Annotated in this window: 21 protein-coding genes and 2 pseudogenes; 3 read left to right on the forward strand and 20 right to left on the reverse strand. The window is 40.3% G+C overall.

Translation table 11 applies throughout. From position 1 onward, the window contains the following. Window positions 1–244 precede the first annotated feature (244 nt). From PR699_RS00005 to PR699_RS00015, 3 genes are all read right to left on the reverse strand, one after another. The gene (locus PR699_RS00005; RefSeq protein ID WP_014658032.1) at window positions 245–577 is read right to left on the reverse strand and encodes a barstar family protein; all 333 of its coding nucleotides are present in this window, start codon (window positions 575–577) and stop codon (window positions 245–247) included. Next, window positions 577–870, reverse strand: a complete 294-nt coding sequence (locus tag PR699_RS00010) for a ribonuclease domain-containing protein (RefSeq protein WP_014658033.1) — start codon at window positions 868–870, stop codon at window positions 577–579. Before PR699_RS00010 ends, PR699_RS00005 begins: the two co-directional genes overlap by 1 nt. Before the next feature lie 140 nt (window positions 871–1,010). Next, entirely contained in the window at window positions 1,011–1,331 is a 321-nt protein-coding gene (locus tag PR699_RS00015; RefSeq protein ID WP_014658034.1) for a hypothetical protein, read from the reverse strand. A 59-nt stretch (window positions 1,332–1,390) separates the two neighbouring features. Between PR699_RS00015 and PR699_RS00020 the strand changes: the two genes are divergently transcribed. Beyond that, a complete protein-coding gene (locus PR699_RS00020) occupies window positions 1,391–1,642 on the forward strand; it encodes a SymE family type I addiction module toxin (RefSeq protein ID WP_014658035.1) in 252 nt (83 codons plus the stop codon). Between the two features lie 73 nt (window positions 1,643–1,715). Here the strand turns inward: PR699_RS00020 and PR699_RS00025 are convergent, their stop codons facing one another. The 7 genes and pseudogenes from PR699_RS00025 to PR699_RS19625 all read right to left on the reverse strand — a co-directional run bounded on the left by PR699_RS00025 (window position 1,716) and on the right by PR699_RS19625 (window position 4,972). Then, on the reverse strand, window positions 1,716–2,156 hold the full coding sequence (locus PR699_RS00025; protein WP_014658036.1) for a hypothetical protein: 441 nt from the start codon (window positions 2,154–2,156) through the stop codon (window positions 1,716–1,718). Between the two features lie 11 nt (window positions 2,157–2,167). After that, entirely contained in the window at window positions 2,168–2,830 is a 663-nt protein-coding gene (locus PR699_RS00030) for an RHS repeat-associated core domain-containing protein (protein WP_272573001.1), read from the reverse strand. Window positions 2,831–3,024: 194 nt separating this feature from the next. Further along, window positions 3,025–3,177, reverse strand: coding sequence for a DUF4291 family protein (locus tag PR699_RS00035; protein ID WP_272573000.1), 153 nt, complete (start codon window positions 3,175–3,177; stop codon window positions 3,025–3,027). Window positions 3,178–3,209: 32 nt separating this feature from the next. Beyond that, window positions 3,210–3,593 carry a DUF4291 family protein gene (locus PR699_RS00040; RefSeq protein ID WP_014658038.1) on the reverse strand — a complete coding sequence of 128 codons (384 nt, stop codon included), beginning with the start codon at window positions 3,591–3,593 and terminating at the stop codon, window positions 3,210–3,212. A gap of 561 nt (window positions 3,594–4,154) precedes the next feature. After that, window positions 4,155–4,574: a hypothetical protein gene (locus PR699_RS19615; RefSeq protein WP_318563181.1), complete on the reverse strand. Its 420-nt coding sequence runs from the start codon at window positions 4,572–4,574 to the stop codon at window positions 4,155–4,157. 21 nt (window positions 4,575–4,595) lie between these two features. After that, window positions 4,596–4,718, reverse strand: a pseudogene (locus PR699_RS19620) (RHS repeat-associated core domain-containing protein); the annotation flags it as partial. Further along, complete coding sequence (locus PR699_RS19625; protein WP_050979622.1) at window positions 4,682–4,972, reverse strand: hypothetical protein; 291 nt, start codon at window positions 4,970–4,972, stop codon at window positions 4,682–4,684. The pseudogene PR699_RS19620 and the gene PR699_RS19625, both read right to left, overlap by 37 nt. 119 nt (window positions 4,973–5,091) lie before the next feature. On the opposite strand from PR699_RS19625, the gene PR699_RS00050 reads away from it, so the two are divergent. Further along, window positions 5,092–5,337 (forward strand): SymE family type I addiction module toxin, encoded by a 246-nt coding sequence (locus PR699_RS00050; protein WP_014658040.1) that lies wholly within the window; start codon window positions 5,092–5,094, stop codon window positions 5,335–5,337. A gap of 178 nt (window positions 5,338–5,515) precedes the next feature. Here PR699_RS00050 and PR699_RS00055 read toward each other — a convergent pair whose 3' ends face one another. From PR699_RS00055 to PR699_RS00060, 3 genes and pseudogenes are all read right to left on the reverse strand, one after another. After that, window positions 5,516–5,806, reverse strand: coding sequence for a barstar family protein (locus tag PR699_RS00055; RefSeq protein ID WP_272572999.1), 291 nt, complete (start codon window positions 5,804–5,806; stop codon window positions 5,516–5,518). Between the two features lie 65 nt (window positions 5,807–5,871). After that, window positions 5,872–6,081: pseudogene (locus tag PR699_RS19645) on the reverse strand (ribonuclease domain-containing protein); the annotation flags it as partial. Window positions 6,082–6,352: 271 nt separating this feature from the next. Continuing rightward, window positions 6,353–6,715: an RHS repeat protein gene (locus PR699_RS00060; RefSeq protein WP_014658042.1), complete on the reverse strand. Its 363-nt coding sequence runs from the start codon at window positions 6,713–6,715 to the stop codon at window positions 6,353–6,355. Between the two features lie 34 nt (window positions 6,716–6,749). Here PR699_RS00060 and PR699_RS00065 point away from each other — a divergent pair, with 34 nt between their 5' ends. Further along, window positions 6,750–7,019 carry a SymE family type I addiction module toxin gene (locus PR699_RS00065; RefSeq protein ID WP_272573002.1) on the forward strand — a complete coding sequence of 90 codons (270 nt, stop codon included), beginning with the start codon at window positions 6,750–6,752 and terminating at the stop codon, window positions 7,017–7,019. A gap of 65 nt (window positions 7,020–7,084) precedes the next feature. Here the strand turns inward: PR699_RS00065 and PR699_RS00070 are convergent, their stop codons facing one another. The 7 genes from PR699_RS00070 to PR699_RS00100 all read right to left on the reverse strand — a co-directional run bounded on the left by PR699_RS00070 (window position 7,085) and on the right by PR699_RS00100 (window position 18,413). Continuing rightward, a complete protein-coding gene (locus PR699_RS00070) occupies window positions 7,085–7,543 on the reverse strand; it encodes a hypothetical protein (protein ID WP_036943729.1) in 459 nt (152 codons plus the stop codon). 2 nt (window positions 7,544–7,545) lie between these two features. Beyond that, entirely contained in the window at window positions 7,546–12,330 is a 4,785-nt protein-coding gene (locus PR699_RS00075) for an RHS repeat-associated core domain-containing protein (RefSeq protein ID WP_272577816.1), read from the reverse strand. Between the two features lie 11 nt (window positions 12,331–12,341). After that, window positions 12,342–12,698, reverse strand: coding sequence for a DUF4150 domain-containing protein (locus PR699_RS00080; protein WP_014658046.1), 357 nt, complete (start codon window positions 12,696–12,698; stop codon window positions 12,342–12,344). Then, a complete protein-coding gene (locus tag PR699_RS00085) occupies window positions 12,691–13,902 on the reverse strand; it encodes a DUF2169 domain-containing protein (RefSeq protein WP_004918554.1) in 1,212 nt (403 codons plus the stop codon). Before PR699_RS00085 ends, PR699_RS00080 begins: the two co-directional genes overlap by 8 nt. 10 nt (window positions 13,903–13,912) lie before the next feature. Beyond that, window positions 13,913–16,021 (reverse strand): type VI secretion system Vgr family protein, encoded by a 2,109-nt coding sequence (locus PR699_RS00090; protein ID WP_004918555.1) that lies wholly within the window; start codon window positions 16,019–16,021, stop codon window positions 13,913–13,915. Window positions 16,022–16,103: 82 nt separating this feature from the next. Continuing rightward, window positions 16,104–16,622 carry an Hcp family type VI secretion system effector gene (locus tag PR699_RS00095; protein WP_004918557.1) on the reverse strand — a complete coding sequence of 173 codons (519 nt, stop codon included), beginning with the start codon at window positions 16,620–16,622 and terminating at the stop codon, window positions 16,104–16,106. A 795-nt stretch (window positions 16,623–17,417) separates the two neighbouring features. Beyond that, window positions 17,418–18,413 (reverse strand): spore coat protein U domain-containing protein, encoded by a 996-nt coding sequence (locus tag PR699_RS00100; RefSeq protein ID WP_014658047.1) that lies wholly within the window; start codon window positions 18,411–18,413, stop codon window positions 17,418–17,420. Window positions 18,414–18,425 lie beyond the last annotated feature (12 nt).

The raw sequence follows: 18,425 nt of genomic DNA on the forward strand, positions 1-18,425 counted from the left end.
ATTTAAACGGTTGTTTGGTCTTGATACCCGACAGCGAAGATACCCGAGCGATTAAGCAACAAAACCAACAGCAGCAAGCACAACTCTGTGCCATCAAACACACCATGCGTGAGTTGATGGCGGAATATGTTAGAGATTAAAGGCTAAACTAAGCAGCTATTAATGACAAAAAAGCCAGAAGATTGGTAGATCTTCTGGCTTATTTAAGCACAATGATTTTATTATCGGGTGATAAATCGAGTCTCTATCTCTCTAGGCATAATAATATCGCAGGCTCTAGTTGGTCTTGTTGAGATCTATAATTTACTGATTCTACAGAAAACATAAGTGTTTTCTGTACAATATCATCCGCTAAACTGTAATTTTTAAGGATTAAAAGAAGAGAGCCATTCTTAGTTACATTAACTTTAATCATTCCCTCCTCTGGGTACCTCAGTCCAGACAAACAATCTATTAACGCATTTATATTTCTACCAAAAAAATCAGGAAAGCCAAATATAGGAATTAGCTCATCATAGAAAATATTTTCATTACTAAACTTAGAACAATCTAATGTGATTTCTTTTTCAATATGCATTATTTCCACCCTTTGAGATCTATTTCTATGAATGAATCATAATGGTCATGTGTGTAATATGCTCGACCTGATTTAGAATCTACAACAATACGTCTAGCGCCATTAGTCCCAACATCGGGAGTTTTAACAGTCCATTCTTTATAGGGACCGCTACCTGTATCCAATCTCTGGCTGTTTGGGTTACCCATTTGGGGATTGTTTTCGAAAACTTTTCCATCATTTGAGTATTTAGGTTGCCTTAGCTTTATTCTATCAACCGTGAGCTGTAGCTCCCTCATGTCTCTTTTCGACATGGTATGCCCCCACTTTTCTTGAATGATGGCATGAGCTTGTTTAGGGTTCTTTGCAAAGAAGCAACATACTAACCCAAAAGGATCGATATATTTCGTTGGATTACTTACACACCCATAAGGATTCAACCCACCCAGTAGCCCTATTCGATCTGGTGAAATAGACTGCCCGCTGTCCTTATCCTAGTACCGAAAGCGGTTATAATACAAGCCCGTTTCGCGGTCTTCATATTGCCCGGCAAAACGAAAATGGCATTCGGTATAATTTGGGTCATTGTCGGCTCGACCGTCGTGAGACTGCCAAAACGCCATTTGACCCCATGTATTGAGGCGCCAGCCCAACTGGCTATCCCTTTTTCAGTAAAAATCTCTCGGGGTGTACCTTGATGGTCTGTGACCATAGCGTGCAATTGCCCCTTTTGATAGCGAACAGTAGGGGTGATGGCCCCGGCTGATAGAGCCATTGAATGCCAGCATCATATGCCACGGTACCTAATGCTTAAAAACAAAGCGTTATTATACGGTGGGGTATGCCCTAAACGGCAGCAAAACCAGTCCACCACAGGCGATTTACCTTAAAGGGCATTGGTTAAAGGAAGCGGGTTTTGAGACTGGTTTCACGTTCACAGTGAAGATTTTAAACGGCTGTTTGGTATTAATCCCCGACAGCGAAGGCATCCGAGAGATTAAGCAACAAAACCAACAACAGCAAGCGCAACTAACTGCCATACGGCACACGATGCGCGAGCTGATGACAGAGTATACAAGCGGCTAAAAGCAAAACTGAGCGGCTCTTAAAAACGAAGAAGCCAGAAGATTGGAAGGTTCTTCTGGCCTAATAACTATATTTAATCATATTCATACTTGGATGAAACTATTTCAACATAACTATCATTTCCAGTAATTAAATAATGTTTTAAATCAAATCTATTTAATGGGTCATAAAGTACTTTTTTATGTTTCAATATATCAGAATTCATTACTTGGTAAATTCCTGAATCAGAGTGGTATCCATTTTGCTCCCAAAAGTTAATTCTATTAGTTATGATACCTTGGCTTTCTATAGAATAATTATCAGAATAAGCATCAAAAAAATTCATAGAAACACATCGTAATTCAGCCACCATTAAAAAGTGAATTTCTATTTCACGATACGTATCACTTTTAAAATTATCAATATCTTGAATATCAATCCTAAGTTTTGCCCCACCTGATTCTGTATAAATTACCTCAAGATCCGTAGTAGATACTTTAAACGCTAATTTTTCAGAAGCTAATAGTAGTTTCATATTTTCCCTTATTAATTTTTAAAAAAAATTATTTTGTTTAGTCCAGATCCATCTTTATTCTGTGTGATGCTTATAGATCTAGATGGAGGCCTATCTAAAATATCTTTAACTAAGTGTTTCGGTACCTTTTCATATGGAACATATATTGCGTGCTGTGGGTATTTACTAGACTCAATTATAGCAGCTAAGCCACGATTATTAAGAGTTACAGGTTTACCTGTAGCTGGATCAATTGTGTATGAAATCACAAAGGTATCGGGGCTAATATGTCCAACTTTAATATCATTCGCAACATCGAGAATAGGCCTTCCAGCTATTAAAGGATCGGCCTGGCTACCAATACTACTAAAGTTTGGGGCTATTCTATTTTGGCCAAAGTGCAGGTCTTTAGGAAAATCAGTAATTTCTCCATGCATAAATGGAGCAAAACTACTCAGTTCGTATGGAGTAATAAATTTCGTTGGATTGTGTACGTAACTATATGGATTCAACCCACCCAATAGCCCTATGGGATCTGGTGAAATATACTGCCCTCCGTCCTTATCATAGTGCTGAAAGCGGTTATAATACAAGCCCGTTTCGCGGTTTTCATATTGCCCAGCAAAACGAAAATGGCATTCGGTATAATTTGGGTCATTGTCGGCTCGACCGTCGTGAGATTGCCAAAACGCCATTTGCCCCTTCGTATTTAACCGTCCATAAAAACTGATAATTTCACTTTTTTAAGTATTTTCTAAGAAATAAGAACTATAATAGGAAATACAACAAGGTGAGATTAAGCTACACCTATTTAAATTAGTAAAAGTAATGATATGTACTTTAAAATAGAGATGTTTGTTATTACTTCTTATTTAACATTGATTTTATCTCAGAAAATATTTTTTTCATTAGGTAGTAAACTATAAGCCATATTTAAGTTATTTTTCTTCACTAGTTTATGAATTTCACGAACTCTTTCTTTAATATCCTCTATATTAATTATCCATTGATTAACATATTTATCAACAGCATGATTGCGCAATCCTATTTATATTGTGCGTTCTTCTAATTTGTTTAAAAAATATCACACTCAGGATCCCATTGAATAACAACATCACTTTGTTGAACATTATATTTCCACTCTTCTTTTGATGAGTGAAGAGACTCATCATAATGGCTAATAATACCTTGATGAAGAATTTCTTTGAATCCGTCGTGTGAAATATCAATAGCCAAAATACATTTTTGACCAAGGTCTTTCATTCCCCACCCAGAGCGGTACATCATCCACAAAAATGAAGGTTTAATCCATGTCATACGTGTCATACTAAACGGTGGGGAAACGAAAGTATTATTTTCAGTAGTACTGTTCGCTATAGTTTTTGAGTATGCCTGATATACTCTAACATATTGTTCTGTATAGAATGCTTTTATTGCGTGTTTTTCATATGCTAACATGGTTACCTACTTAATTTCATTAAACTTTATTTTTCTTATACCGTTTTAATTGTTCTGTAGCATTATTTTTTATTATATCATTATTTGAATTAGATAAGATTTCTAATTTATCCAATGCCTCTTGCGTTCCTATATCACCTAATGCCCAAATGCATTTAACAGCTAGTGCATGGCTATCATCAAATGAGAGGTAGTTAAATTTCGTTTGAATTGCTTGATATAAATAATTGATACTTTCTGGCGAGCATATATCTTGTAATAAACTAGCAATATCTTCATGTCTGTAATGCCAAGTAACAAGTAAAATCTCATTTAATTTACTGATGGGGTAATGATTAATTTCAAAAATGAAATAAAGTGTAATTATATCTTCTAAATAGTCAGGATCTTGGTTTTGAATGGTGACATCAAGTTCATCATAAAGGAAATCATCAATTAGTTTTCCTTCAAAATCAAATTTTTTCCATTTCAGATGAGGATATTTTTTTGAGAAAAAAACAAGTCTAATAAATTAGTATTATGAGCATTCATTTAGTTGAAATCTCTTTTAATTTAGTTACGTTATCTATTCCATATATTAAATATATCTAAAGCTTTACCATCTCCTAATCCTATAATTAATTGTCCTTTTTCACCTTTAAAATACGCATGAGAGCTTTTCCAACTACTTTCAAGGCTATCTACGAAAGGCATATCAGAAAATTGACGAGTTACTCTAGATTTGTCTCTAACACCTATCGTCATGAGCTCTTCAATTGTATTTGGTTTCAGATCAAAACGGACTAGTACTCCACTATAACCTTCAGAGAACGATTGAGTAGGTGAAATAACTGTTTCATAAGTTGGTTTCAATTGGCCAGTATCCATTAAGTGGTCATAATGCTCTTGTGACATAGTTCGATAATAACTATCAATATCACCTTTATTTCCCTTACCGCCCGCTAGCCCAAACGGATCAATAAATTTTGTCGGACTATGCACATACCCATACGGATTCAACCCGCCCAGTAGTCCTATCGGGTCTGGTGAAATATACTGCCCGCTGTCCTTATCATAGTACCGAAAGAGATTATAATACAAGCCCGTTTCTAGGTCTTCATATTGCCCGCAAAACGAAAATGGCATTCGGTATAATTTGGGTCATTGTCGGCTCGACCGTCGTGAGACTGCCAAAATGCCATTTGCCCCCACGTATTGAGGCGTCCTGCCCAATTGGCTATCCCTTTTTCAGTAAAAATCTCTCGGGGTGTACCTTGATGGTCTGTGACCATAGCGTGCAATTGCCCCTTTTGATAACGCGCCGTCGGTATAATAGCTCCCGGTTCGTACAGCCATTGAACTTGTGAATCGTAAGCCGGTGTTCCCTTGCCATATCCCACCGTGTGACACGCCCTACTTGTTGTTGCTGGAATAACTGCAACATCGCCCCTTGCACATCCGACGGTAACGTCATGTGCTCGGTGAGGTTTAAGTTCGCATCGTACAGGAATTTTTCATCGTGACTAAAGTAAGGTTAGCTAGGTGGGGCTCACCGGACGCTTGCAATCCTCCCAAAACAGAGCGTTATTACACACTGGGAGATACCCCGAGTGACAGCAAAGCCAGCCCACCGCCGGCAATACACCTTAAAGGGCAGTGGCTAAAAGCCGTGGGTTTTGAGACAGGCTTCACCTTTACGGTAAAGATTTTAAACGGCTGTTTGGTGTTAATCCCCTACAGCGAAGACACCCGAGCGATGAAGTAACAGAACCAACAGCAGCAAGCGCAACTCAGTACCATCAAACACACTATGCGCGAGCTGATGGCGGAGTATATCAGCGGCTAAAGGGGAAACTGAGCTGCTATTAACAACAAAAAAAACAGCAGGATATTTAAGCTGCTGGTTAGATATTTAATCAGTTATATAGATGAAAAAATCCATCTCATAGAAGCTCAAAATTGAAATTTTCTTTGTTAAGCTTTTCAAAAACTGAAATTTTTTTGAAAACAGATTGTAACTGTTCAAATTCTACTGGGTACTTACTTTTAAAAATATTGCTATTTTTCCAAGTAATAGTTAAAGGCTTATCACATTCATCAATTGGAATCATGAAATCATATAATGCATCAGGATTATTTCCAAAGTAAGGACCAAAATCAAATTCATTACAAAATACTTTGTAGACTTCTAGAGGAGTGCTTTGCTGATTACCATCTAATATGATGTTCTTCATGACTATTTCTTCCCTTTACAATTACAAATATCTAATGATTCAGCATTATTCATAATGATTAGAGGTTATGTATAAGTTAATCCATCATTAGAATACAATAAGCGTGTTTCGGGTTGTTTAGCTTTAGACGTTTTATTGTCCAAACCAATATCGGCTTCATACCATACTCTTCCAGGAGAATCAGGTAAAATACCTGTACTGTCGGCGAAAATATCCCCCTCTATTTGTCCTTCAGGAACATAATTACCGAGAGCTTTTCCTCTAGACCAACCTGCGGCTTCAACTTGAGATTCGTTACTTAATTATTAGGAAGCTTTCCTGCTGTTTTTTAGCTATTTACAGCATCATTTGCATTTTCTGCTGTATTGTAATACTGGTTGAGTAATGCCCCTTGGGCTGAGCTGAAGCATGAGCGCCACCGGATAAAGAAGTATTTAATCCAAAAGGGGCAATATATTTCATTGGGTTGTGTACGTAACTATAAGGATTCAGTCCACCCAGTAGCACTATCGGGCCAGGGCAGAGATATTGTCCGGTATCCTTATCCTAGTACCGAAAGTGGTGATAATACAAGCCTGTTTCACGGTCTTCATATTGCCCAACAAAACGAAAATGGCATTCGGTATAATTTGGGTCATTGTCGGCTCGACCGTCGTGAGACTGCCAAAACGCCATTTGTCCCCACGTATTGAGGCGTTCTGCCCAACTGGTTATTCCTTTTTCAGTAAAAATCTCTCGGGGTGTACCTTGATGGTCAGTGACCATAGAGTGCAATTGCCCCTTTTGATAGCGAGTGGTAGGGGGGATAGCCCCCAGCTGATAGAACCATTGAATACCTGCATCATGTTGGTTTTGGGTGTTCCACAGATAGCGCCACTCTTGAGGGCGATAGCCGTGTTGATGTACCAAAATTGGGGCTGATGTAGCCCTTAAATCTCAAAAAATAGAACGTTATTACACCGTAGGTTATGTCCCGATCGGCAGCAAAGCCAACCCACCGCCGCCCATACACCGTAAAGGACAGTGGCTAAAAGAGGCCGATTTTGATACAGGTTTCACCTTCACCGTGAAGATTTTAAACGGCTGTTTGGTGTTAATCCCCGACAGTGAAGACACCCGAACGATTAAGCAGCAGAACCAACAACAGCAAGCGCAACTCAATGAGATTAAATTCAAGATCAATGAGTTAGTCGCAAATCAAAAAAGCCGCTGAGGGTTAACCGAGCGGCTATTAAAGAAAAATAAGCCAACAGATTATCAAATCTATTGGTTTATTTATTAGTTAGATTTAGACCATTCAATCTCATCCCAAATTGATACATCAAATGATGATAGATTTACTTGTTCCTTACCATCGCAAAAAAAACTAACATAACAATCATCATCACCCTTGAAAGATTTAAACGATGTTAAGACATTACAATGTAATTTTTCTGATAACTTTTGGGCTATAAAATCAGTTATAACTGGTAAATATCGACTCTCTATAGATGTCAACGATGTTCCTATATCAACTTCATACATAAAATTAACTTTAGAAAAAATATCAATTAATCTTTGGTCGTCTTTTACAACATCCTTATATTTTACGGCGAGTAATTTATATTCCTCTATATCAAAATAATCATAATCAGATATATCAAAGTCCAAATCGAATACACATAAGTAATTATTAAGTGTATCGAATATTTTATCTTTATTTATATATTCAACTAATATATTACTTTTTATAACCATATTCAAAAATTCCAATAAGGTTGTAAGATTGATTGATCGATTAGCTCAATTCTGACGGAGGAGTTAGGTGGTTTGTATCCATTAATAAATCCCTGGAATTGTTCTAAGCTTACAGGTGAGTTTGAATTTCTAATTACTTGAACTACACCATCATCACCGACTTGCCTCACTCCTTTTGTAATATTTTTAGCTGCATTCCCACCGATCCCATTTAATAATTTAGTATCAATTTGAACACCGTCAACAGTAAAATCAGCCATGGATATAGAACGATTAGGAGGCGTATTAAAATGAACATTATGCCCTTGATCGCGCATATATTTAGCATAAGCTAATTCGGCTTGAGCTGAAATATCACCTGAACGAGCTAAGTTAATTTTTTCTCTGAGTGTTTTAGGATCACCTGTTATCTTTCCAGGACAACAAGCCAACCCCAACGGATCAATAAACCCTGTTGGACAGTGCACATACCCATAAGGATTCAACCCACCCAATAGCCCTATCGGGTCTGGCGAAATATACAGCCCGCTGTCTTTATCATAGTACCGAAAGCGGTTGTAATACAAGCCCGTTTCGCGGTCTTCATATTGCCCGGCAAAACGAAAATGGCATTCGGTATAATTTGGGTCATTGTCGGCTCGACCGTCTTGAGACTGCCAAAATGCCATTTGCCCCCACGTATTGAGGCGTCCTGCCCAACTGGCTATCCCTTTTTCAGTAAAAATCTCTCGGGGTGTACCTTGATGGTCAGTGACCACATAGTGCAATTTGCCATTTTGATAGCGAGCAGTAGGGGTGATGGCCCCCGGCTGATAGAGCCATTGAATACCCGCATCATATGCCACAGTTCCGTCGGCATAGACGGGGGCCTCTTCCACCATTTGGTCACCGGACCACAAGTAGTGCCACGCGGTCACACGAGGTTTTAACACGGGGAAGGCGGGATGCGCATTGAGTTTTTCGCTATCCACCGTTTTAGTTTTACTGAGCCGCCGCCCAAAGGCATCGTAGGTGTAACGCCAGACATCGCCACTGGGGGTAAAGCAAGTGATAAGTTGGTTTTGGGTGTTCCACAGATAGCGCCACTCTTGAGGGCGATAGCCGTGTTGATGTACCACTTTCTTAGCCAATCGCCCATTCACATCGTAATGGTAGTCTTGATAACCACGAGGTAACCCACGGCGAATAACGCGTCCGGCTTGTTGCTGTTGGGATAACTGATGGAGAGCCACTTGAGCGCCTTCAGGCACGACAGTGTGTTCAATCAGGTTTAAGTTAGCGTCGTACTGAAAACGCTCGTATTGGCTACGGTGCTGATTACTGTATTGGGTTTCTGTGATTTGGTCATTGGCGTTATAACGGTATTGGGTTCGCTGCCAACGCGTATCTTCAATACCCACGACATTATGGGCGCGGTCATAGTGGAATGACCGGTGCACATCGGTGCAGACCGGAGGCAAATGCGGCGCTTCTTGCATGGCACGTAAGAAGTTCTCGGAGCCGCGTCCAGCCCGTTGGTGTGCTAATAAACCGGCTGCATTGTAGTGACTGGAGTTCACAAAGCCGGCGTCACTGCGGCGTAAATATTCTTGTCCCACGGCATTGTAGCTAAAGCGTAAGGGGGCATGCTGACCCACTTGTAGGGAAGTTAATTCCCCCAATTGACCGAAAGCGTAATGGAGTTCACGTTCACCAAAGCGCGTTTGGGTGAGGGTATGTGTAGCTTCATCCCATTGATGGTGTACCTCACGGCCATTAATGCGTTCGCAGGTTAACTGGCCGTGGGCATTGTATTCGAACTCGACCACGGAATCGGGGTTAGTGGCTTTCACGAGGCGTAAATGGGTATCGTATTCATAGGTGGTGGTGGAGAGGCATTGCGTGTTAATGCCATCGTCGACCCATTCACTTTGTTCAATGATGACCCCCGAGGAGGCATAGCGCCAGCGAAGCTCGTGGTTATCGGGGTAACGGGTGGCAATGCGTCGGCCTAAGCGGTCGTAACGATATTCAAGTACGCGTCCAGTAAAATCGGTTTCTCGAATGATTTGCCCAGCCGCATCACGCTCATAGGTATATGTTTCACCGAGTGAGCTTATCACTTTTTTCAGACGAGTTAATGCGTCATATTCAAAATGAATTTCGCTGCCATCGGGGCGTACCATTGCCATGAGCAAATCAAACGGGCCATACCGATAGCGGGTAGTGCGACCTTCACCGTCGGTGACCGCAACAATGCGGCGCTCGCTGTCATATTCAATGTGTTGATGGGTGCCATCAGGTAATAATACATCGCTGACACTGCCGTTAACGCCGTCATGCTCTTGACTATAACGGTAGCGGGTAGTGTGCTTGAGTGCATCGGTATAAGCTTGTAAGCGACCGAGTTCATCAAACTGATATTCAGTGCTATTTTGGTATGGGTTAGTGCTCTTAATCAGTTGATGTGCGGCGTTGTATTCATATTGCCACTGTGCACCATCGGGAGAAATGGCTTTGAGCAGTTCGCCGTGTTGGCTATATTCGTAAGTTTGTATTTGACCTTGTGGATCGATGATGGCTGATAAATTATGCATATCATCATAGGTAAGTTGCCATATATCTCCTAAGGGAGAAACATAGCGAGTGAGCTGCCCATCATCATTATATTCATAACCTATATGGCGTTTATTTGGGAGGTAAACTTGTGCCAATGAGCCATCGGCATGATAAACATAGCGAGTTATTTCACCAATATCATTGGTTTCACTGATTTTTTTGAAATCTTGCCATTCTGTACGTGTTTCTCGTCCAAGGGGATCAAGTGTGCGCACGACCAATTGATCTTCATTGTAATAATAGCGGTAATGACCTCCTTCACCGTCTATATAAGTGTTAATCTGTAATGTGTCATCATATAAGAAACGATCGCACCAATACCCACTATCTGAATGAGTTTGAATGACCCGTCCTTGTTTATCATAACGAATAGTGAGTTCTGTTTGATCTGTATCTCGCCATGAGGTCATCCAACCTTCAGGTGTATAAGTGTGCCATAAGTGGTTTTGTTGGAAAGCATCACATTCACTCAAAAAACCATATTTATCGTAAGCACAAGTCACCAATCGCTTAATTTGCTTTTGATGGTGTAAATCAATGTGAATTAATTGGTCATGAGCATAATGTAAATGTAATTCTAAACCATCGTAACGGGTAAGGTGCTTAAGCTGATGTTTGTCGTCATACTCAAATTGCAATGATAATCCTTGCAAGTTGGATATTGATGCTAACTTATGAACAGCCGCAAACTGATGTTTAAAATGATATTTTTGTTGGCGACGATTATCTTGTATCCATAAACCTGTACGCTTATTTCCTTGTAATAAATAGTGAGGTACACGCATATTACGGGCATAAACCTCCTCTTCGGGAGTGTCAAATAAGTAGGAATGCCCTTCACTATCTTGAAACTCAACCGTTTTTGAATTAACTTCAAGCTGCATGGACCAATTATCTGCCCATTTATTACCAAAAATACCGCGGTGTGTTTGAGTCGAGTAGTAACTTCGCACTAATTCAATGGGGAGTACCCCTGGGATATTAATCGCCTGCCATACTTGGATAAGATCCCCACGTACCATATCAACGGGATCACCACATGTGTGTACATCATCATTTTTATTATTTTTACCGCCATCTGATGATTTGGTTTTCTGGCTATCTTCATTGATTTTGGTTTGCGGTGGTTCCGGTGTTTTTTCTGGCGTATTCAGGTTATCCTTGCCTTTTCCCTTAATTGTTCCCCCTGCTGAGGGCGGTGTGCTTATATCCCCCATCGGAACATCGAGATCTTTGCGCGCCTTATTCGCTTTTTTTACCGTTTTAGCTGTCGTTTTTACGGTGGCTTTTGCTAGTCCACCCGCGCCTGTTGCATAACTAGCAACCTCATAGATTGAAGCTCCTGCATTTTCTGCTGGAGTCGTTAATTCTGCTTTCAAGTGATCTAAATCCGTATTTTTAGCCGATTCAAGTGAATTTTTAGCATTTTTTATTGCATAGTCAGCTAACGAATCAATCCCAAAAATTTTCCCTATTATCGCCAGTTTTATGGATTCAAAAGCAGAATAATAATGTAGGCCTGTCACTAGCAATTCACCAATATCCACAATATCATTATAGAATTGCTTGCCTGCGCCTATTGCCCCCCCGATAGGGTCGTCTGCTAAATCATTAACGGTTTTTCTAACCTTTTTTTGTGTTTCTAATATCCACTTAGTGCTTTCGGATTGCGTCGAAGGGATTTGATTTATGGCTTGATTCAGGATTTGAGAAATAACCTCTGTTTCTTCTTGACCTTCACTAGTTACAATAGGATTCGCGTTTCCCACTTCTTGATTATCGGTTAGGGCAATATGCGTGATTATACCTATCGTATTTCCATTTGCTTCTATTCCATTTGAGGGAGGAAAAAAATGGGATGATAACGGTATGTTATCAAGTTGATGTTTCTGGATAAATTCATCGTAAGTCTGATTGCTGATATAATGAACAGGTGAACCTGGTATCTCATTGTATTCATTATCTTTTAATGAAACTGTGACATAGTCATTTGAGGAAGACGAGTGGAATTGTAAATTTAGACCAGACTCTAACCCAACATAACTAATGCGTTGTCCATTACTTTCAGCAGAACCTTGCGGGGCAGTGGATAATATACTATCTCCCCATTGTTTATCTATGGTCTCAATGCTTGCATAACGATTATCTTTCCCTAATTCGGGGACTTCGTCTGTCAGATAAACTTTCATTTTTTATATCCCTATTTCCCATTCATCCAAAATTTATCGTCATGACGCAATATAGGTTTTTTTCCTACTCGAACACTCTTTGAATGCTCGATGGGATAGCATTTGCCGCCGACAGTACCACTTTTCACACCATTAGCTACTCCTGGCGCATCACCTAAAGTGGTTGGAATATAGCTTTGATCGTAAACAACAACAGGATGACCATTGGCTTTGACGGATGGCACCACAGAGACTGCAGTTTCTAATTTTGCAATAACAGGGTATGGAATTGGCGGTGTTGATGAACCTATAGGCGTTTTACAGACATCAGGGGTTAAGCTAATCACCAACCATTCACCTTGTTGGCGAGCTAAATAATTATCAGCCATGGTTCAACTCCTCTTGAGTTTCAGCAAGACGAACTAATGGGGCATTTGGATCCATTTCAAATCGAGCTTCACATACACGTATAGGTAAATCAGCTTCAAACATTAAGCGATAGGTTAAGGACAGTTGTAATTTCTCAGTATCAATTAACAGCGTATCTAAATTGAGATGTAGAGGGATAAAAAGGCCATTTAACATGCGCAATAAAACAAAAGGCCGATGTCCCGGTAATGTTGTGTTGAGTTCACCACTTGGTGTTAAATTTTTGAGTATTAGTGAAAAATCAGTTTTTGGGTAAGTAATTTGTTGGTCGATTGGTGCACAGTTCCAATAACCAAAATCAAAATCACTGGGGAGATAAGGATGACGTTGGTTTAACCAAGTTTCATCATAGGTTCCAGCAAGCAAGCGCCGAGGCAACCATGCTCGACCAATCGCCCCAAATCCAGCGACAGGATTTTGTTGCAACTCATTATTTAATTGTGACGTCAACCATTCAGTGGTGATTGGATATTCTAATGATTCGATTTGTGGGGCAGGAAGTACAGTGATTTCTTTAGATTGTTGATACCATGGTGTGATAAATCCTTGTCCTAGCGGATTGTATTCATAGGTACTGTGTGCTATCGGTGCGAAATCCTTTTCAGGATGCTCAGCACGTAGCGCCTCAGGAAATAACGCTTCATCGGGAATAGGCTTAGCCAGTTTTTCATTTTCATAGACCTTACATTCACCACCAAATGCATAACGATAATCAATCGGCAATTGCCGTATGGGAGAAGGAGAAGTTAACTTCCATTCACCTGACTTTTCATCGAGTACAAACTGACGAGCCCCAAAACAGCGTAGGGATTTTTCAATTAGTACCTTATTATCTCGGCTTGTCATGGTAAAAGAGACAGTAATGGATTCAGCGGGCGTGTTGTCTGGTGCATACGCTATGCCATTGATTAGTACATCACAATGAGGTTTGAAGGGGGCTAAGTCACTTTCTACGAGAACAGATGAACTGTTTGGTTTACTAATAAATTGATCTTCAAACTCAAAATTTAAATCAGTCAGTAAAGAAGGAACATATTCCCCTTTATTTTCTGTTGGGACCAGAGCGTACCCAACCTTCATAGCAATTACATGGTGCTCAATATCTTCCACATTGAGCATTTTATAATTAAGAACTGAAAAAGGCGTAAGATTACGAAATTCCATTTCTTATCCTCTAGTTTAAGTCCACATCTTTACCGGTAATTTGTACAGGTCCGGATGCTTCAAAATTAAACTTATGTCCATTAATTGTGACATGGCCTGCACTATCCATCCGCAACACGCTGGCTCCACAGCGGAGTTCAATGACATCACCGACATTAATGGATAACTGATTGGTAACATTGATAGTTTTACTTTGCCCAACAGTCTCTGTATTGTCTTTATTAATGCTTTCAGTGCGATTGCCTTTCACCAGCATCGCTTGGTCGTTATCAACCACTTCCATATGGTCATGTAATACATGGGTAGTACGGTCATTGAGCACTTTCGTATTCATGTCCTTTTGGGCATGAATAAACACTTCCTGCTTGCCATCCTCATCTTCAAAACGTAGCTCGTTAAAACCTTTTCCTTTATGGGTTTTCGTACGGAAGGTCGTACGCGTTTTATTTTCAGGAAATTTTATTGGTGGTGCATTACGCCCATCGTAGGTACATCCCGTGATAATGGGGCGGTCAATATCCCCGTTTAAGTAGCTTATCTGCACAATAGTGCCAATACGAGGTACGGCAGAAAAACCGTAGCCATTGCCACTCCATCCCATAGCAACACGCACCCAACAGGAGGCGCCATGATCAGGCTTACCATAGCGATCCCAATGGAAATGGACTTTAACGGCACCATATTCGTTGACGTAAATTTCTTCTCCTGGAGGACCAACTACGGTGGCTAATTCATCACCATCGGCAGTTGGTTTGTAATGATGAGGCGGGCGCCATTCTTCACGGCCAGGTATAAATGTAACGCTATTACTTAGTTGAGTTCCGTCACCACCCCCGTTATCGGCGAGTGGTTGTACGCCATGGTGAGTGACAGTGATGACTTGCCAACTGTCATTCATCAGCGCATTTGGGTGATTTTGTAAGGTGAAAATTTTTCCCGGACGTAAGGCAAAACAGTTAGTCGTGGCATTCCCCATGCGACTACCGCTACGTAATTGCTCAAATCGGACCTTTGTTAAAGGTTCGCCTTCCGCATCTAATTGGAAACGACCATAACTTTCAAACACACTATGTTGCCCACCTTTTTCTAATTTCCCTTTATGCATCAGAGGGTAGGAAGGTCGAACATAATTATTATCTTTTTGGATCGTCTCATCTGAGCATAGATATTCACCGTATTGCCATGTTGAAACGGTGCTATCCGTTATATCGGTATCGGCTTGTGGGTTGTAGGTGAGGTGGATCCCCGCGGTCATTCCCATATGTTCATCGCTATAGAACATCTCTTCATCTTCAAACCAGAAGTTAATCCCTTCTTCAAAGGCTAAGCGACACCAAAAGTCATAAGCGGATTCCCGTTTTTGTGTGGTGTAGGTCCGTACCGGATGTAAAGCTTCACGGTAAAAAAGACAGTCTGATTTGACGTGCGCTTCGTCTAATAAGGTTTTTAAAATGGTGGGGGCGTTTTGGTCTTGGAAAATACGACTGTCTTGGTTGAGGGTCATGATCCACATTTCAGGACGAATATCAAAATGATACCACGTTTTCACTCCATCGGTATTACCTTGAGCAGCCCCTGCAAGAATACCTTTTACGGTACGCACAACTTTACCGTCACGTTTGACGGTAAGTGATGAAACTTGACCAAGATGTTCTTGGAAATCTATCACTGGGAGTAGGCTGACGGCATTAATGCTCAAGCTAAAGAGTGAAGAAAGCCCTTCCGTTAATGAAAAATCGGTAACTTGTAATGTTCCCGGAGGTAATAATCCGATTTCACAGGTAAATACTAATCCACTTGGATCAGGGTTGAGTCCTAGAGCACTGAGAAGTGTGGATTGTGCTTTATCAGCCATCTCACTATAAGCGCCTGTTTCTGAAGATATTGCTCCTTGTAGTCCACCAGTAAACCCACCGCCGGGTGTGAGTGCAGCAGAAACACCATTAAGGCGTGAGGTCATATTAGAGGCTACAGATAACGCTGTTTGCGCCGCATTAATGGCTTGTTGAGTTTTGGCGGACGCTTGAGAAATTAAGGCATCTTTAGCTTGATTGATGACTTCGTCTTGAATCGAGGCTATCGGATCTATAGATGGTTTTTTGGGGTCTTTTGAGAACATAAATAGGCTCCGAATTAACGGGTAGGCGTCATGACATTAAATAGAGAAAGACGAGCCTATGTAGGCTCGTCGAGTGAAGCGATTACGCTTCCAGCGGTGCGCGCCAGTCATCAGCACCAGAAGTGCCTGCTACGGTGTGCTCCCAGTCCACCTTACGGTAAGAGAGTGACACTTCGAGCAGCTGCGTATAATCCGCTTTGGCCGGATCTTGGCAGTGTGGCATTTGGCAATCGATGTTGACGATAGTCGCATCGGTCAGTGTGGTGGTGAAGAAGTGCTCTTGCTTCCCTTCAACAGACGTGCGGTACCATTTCAGTTCCACTTTTGGCAGCATTTCACCGGACGCCAGTGCGTTATACAGCAGTGGTACCGCTTTGTTTAATGCCACAGTAAAACGGAATGGCTTGTGAGCACGTTGGCCTGAAGGCTGACCGGATTGTGGGTCAGTTGGTACGGTCACAATGTGGGAAAACTCTTGTACCAGCATTTGGTCTTCATGACCTTCTACATAGATGTTACCGACCGATTCAGGGGTAAATGCTCCCGCAGTGATGTTGCCCTGCGTTTTTCCTTCGATAGAGATATAACATGGAGTTGGCATAATATGTCCTTTTATTATCCTGAGCTATAATAATAAGTCAGGTGATTAATAACGATGGTTTATTGCAATAAGAGCAATATATTCCTTGCTCAATATCATTAATATCAGCCTATGCGCATGGTGATTTCGGTTAGGAAAAATAATATATGCCGAGGGTGGGGGTGTAAATGTATCGGAATAATCCGAACGGCCTAGGATAAGTGACTCAGCGTAAAATAATTGTCATATCGATATTTATTGCTTTCGTTTTGCCATTTTTAGTATTTAAGTAGTATAAAATGTTTTCGTTTTTGTTCGTTATTTTGATGAAAAACGCTTAACTATCGAAAATATTAGAAAAAATCTATGTACATTGAGCGAAAAAACGTTCCAGAAAATTCCTAACGTTTAATTTCTTTAACTCATTGTTTTACAATGATAAAAAATCTTACACTTAGAATGCTTGTTAAGTAGAGGACAAAGTCTGTTAGTTGTAAATTTTAATGCTAAAAAAGTATATCCTATAAAATAATTATTCTGATTGTTTTAATTTTTATCTATAATAACAAATAGTTACATGCATTGTTTAATAAGCAAATCTTCAAAGATCATTCCCAGCGTGGAATTTTGTACTCATAGGGCGATTGCTTTAATTAAAAGATATTGATGAATTTTATATTTTATTTTCACACCTTATTTATTACTTAATGAATTTTAAAGCATATGATATGGGAAAATGAATTAGAACAAGCTCTAAGCTCTTATCAAAATAGGAATATCTTGATGATGTCTAACTAACTCTGTTTTGCCATAAAACTAATAGCTGACATTAACTGTCACGGTATCGCTGTAATTTCCGGGTTGGTAGTTAGCAGAAGGAACAGTGACATACACGGGGTAGAGCTTAGCGATACCAGAGCCTATATCAGAAAACAAATTAACGAGGTTGTTACCCCATATTATCCCATTGGGTCCTGGTGTTGAGCTAAGTTGATAAGGTATTTGATCGGTTGTTGTTGGACTTTGCAAGAAACCTGCACCTTGCAAATTATTATTTGAAGGTAGTAAACCGATACTAAAAGGGGTTGTATTTGTACAGGTAACAGAAATATTACCATTAGCTGTGGTGTTGGTTGTCTGGCTTTTGACATTACCGAGATGAATATCGCCGCTGGCGGAAACAATGCATTGCTTATTAACTGTGGTTGTCACAGTAAAAGGAAAAGTGGGGCCAATAATGGAACCGCAACTATTTGGCGTACTGAGCAGACCGATATTTAAAGTTGAGCTAGCAGTCAATGAGGTATAGGTATCAATATAAGTGGCAGGGATCACGGTTGATGGATTGAGCGATAATTGGGCATAAACGGTCACCGAACCTGTTGTTGGCGTTGACCCTTGACCGATATTCAGTTTGATCATGACAGGGCTAGTGTCAGAAATATATTGGCTCCCCCAAATAAGACTATAATTTGCATTTTGATATAACTGATAGCTTATGGGGGCATTTATTCCAATGGGGGACATTTGCCGAGAAACGATTTGGCTAGAGGTACTGGAATTACCTATATTTAAACATAGTGTGGCGCCAAGAAACGTATCGAGTAACTCCTTCGTACAACTATAATGAATAGTGAGTGAGGTAGTTGCAGTATTATTAGTTAAGGGCATGATGTTGCCGAAATTAAGTGTGTCGATATTTAAAATGGAGCAAGTTAAGCCATAAGCGGGGCGAGGTTGATTGAGAAATATTGCAAAGAAAGTGAATAATAAGCTCAGCGTTTTGTATTTGTTAGTAATGTGAGTAGACATCATTTGATCCTT

Origin of the sequence: Providencia sp. PROV268 (assembly GCF_028477805.1) — a bacterium.
Taxonomy (GTDB): Bacteria; Pseudomonadota; Gammaproteobacteria; order Enterobacterales; family Enterobacteriaceae; genus Providencia; species Providencia stuartii.